Genomic DNA, 430 nt, shown 5'->3' on the forward strand with positions numbered 1-430 from the left:
GTAGCGGCCCTGCAGGTCCTTCGTGTAGATCGAGATGGGAAGGTTGTCGATGACCGCCCGGAGGAGTTCGGGCAGCAGCTCCGACGCCGGATCGCGGGGCGAGGACGGCGCCATGCCGGCCCCATCCTAACCCGTCCCGGCTCAGCCGTCTCGAGCGACGCGTTAGGCGCGGCCCGATGCGTCGGCCCCTTCCCCTTGCTTACCGAGCGGAGGATCGCCTATGCTCCGCTCGGTAACCGAGCACGCCACCATGAGCCGACCGCCCGATCTCGTCCAAGGCACCCTCGACCTGCTGATCCTGAAAATCGTGGCGCTCCAGCCGATGAACGGGCACGCCATCGGCCAGCGGCTGCAGCAGGTCTCCGGCGACGTCCTCAAGGTGAGCGACGGGTCGCTCTATCCGGCCCTCCACAAGCTGGAACAGGAGGGT

Annotated in this window: 1 protein-coding gene; it reads left to right on the forward strand. The window is 67.7% G+C overall.

Annotated features, from left to right (window positions below; all coding sequences use genetic code 11):
- Positions 1–220: 220 nt before the first annotated feature.
- On the forward strand, positions 221–430 hold a 210-nt coding region (locus tag I6F37_RS40925), incomplete at its 3' end, for a helix-turn-helix transcriptional regulator (RefSeq protein WP_225154510.1).

Source organism: Bradyrhizobium sp. NBAIM08, from assembly GCF_020193935.1.
In the GTDB taxonomy this organism is placed as follows: Bacteria; Pseudomonadota; Alphaproteobacteria; order Rhizobiales; family Xanthobacteraceae; genus Bradyrhizobium; species Bradyrhizobium yuanmingense.